General features: G+C 63.0%; 2 protein-coding genes. One reads left to right on the forward strand and one right to left on the reverse strand.

Features of this window, described 5'->3' with window-relative positions; genetic code table 11:
- The coding region (locus tag XalbCFBP2523_RS16950; protein WP_211286581.1) for a hypothetical protein at positions 1-280 on the reverse strand (280 nt) is incomplete at its 3' end.
- Between the two features lie 24 nt (positions 281-304).
- Between XalbCFBP2523_RS16950 and XalbCFBP2523_RS16955 the strand changes: the two genes are divergently transcribed.
- Positions 305-654, forward strand: a 350-nt coding sequence (locus tag XalbCFBP2523_RS16955; RefSeq protein ID WP_211286582.1) for a hypothetical protein, incomplete at its 3' end; no start/stop codon positions are given.

Raw genomic sequence — 654 nt, forward strand, 5'->3', positions numbered from 1 at the left:
GCAGGCGCAGCAGCAGGCGGCGCACCTGGCGCAAGCACACCGGCAGACACAACAGCCACCGGCTCACAGCAACCCGGCCCATGAAAAACCGGTCAGCGTGGACATGCAGGAACATGCGCGGATCGCGCAACTGCAGCAGCAGGAACAGCAAGCGCAGGCAGCGCGCGAGCAACAACACCGCCTCGCGCAGCAACACGTGCAGTTGCACCGCCAAGCCATGGATGCGCAGCAACGCGAACACGAACAGCGCCACAGCCAAGACCCCCGGTCGCATCAACACGAACAGCGCCAAGCGGGCGAGGCGATGTTGTATACCCCGCCGACGCGCCCACCGCGTTCGGATGAGCATCTCCAAGACTTCCGTCATCCGGGCCATGCGCTGCACTCGCGCTATACCCTGTTCAAGAACGCGCTGGAACAGTCCTGCACCCTGCCCAGGCATGGCGATAAATTGCCTTACGGTCCCGCGCAGCAGGAACGGCTGGCTGCCGGGTTCACCGACGCGCTCGGCATCAATCCGCAATACAGACACAACATCAAAGGCTTCAAGCAGCACGAGGGTCAACTGTTGGCCTACGACCATCCCGGTTCGATCTACGAAAAGAGCAAGGTGGTGCGGATCGATCCCGAGCATGCGCTGGCGAAGTCGCCCGA

The sequence above is a fragment of the Xanthomonas albilineans genome (assembly GCF_002939705.1).
Classification (GTDB): Bacteria; Pseudomonadota; Gammaproteobacteria; order Xanthomonadales; family Xanthomonadaceae; genus Xanthomonas_A; species Xanthomonas_A albilineans.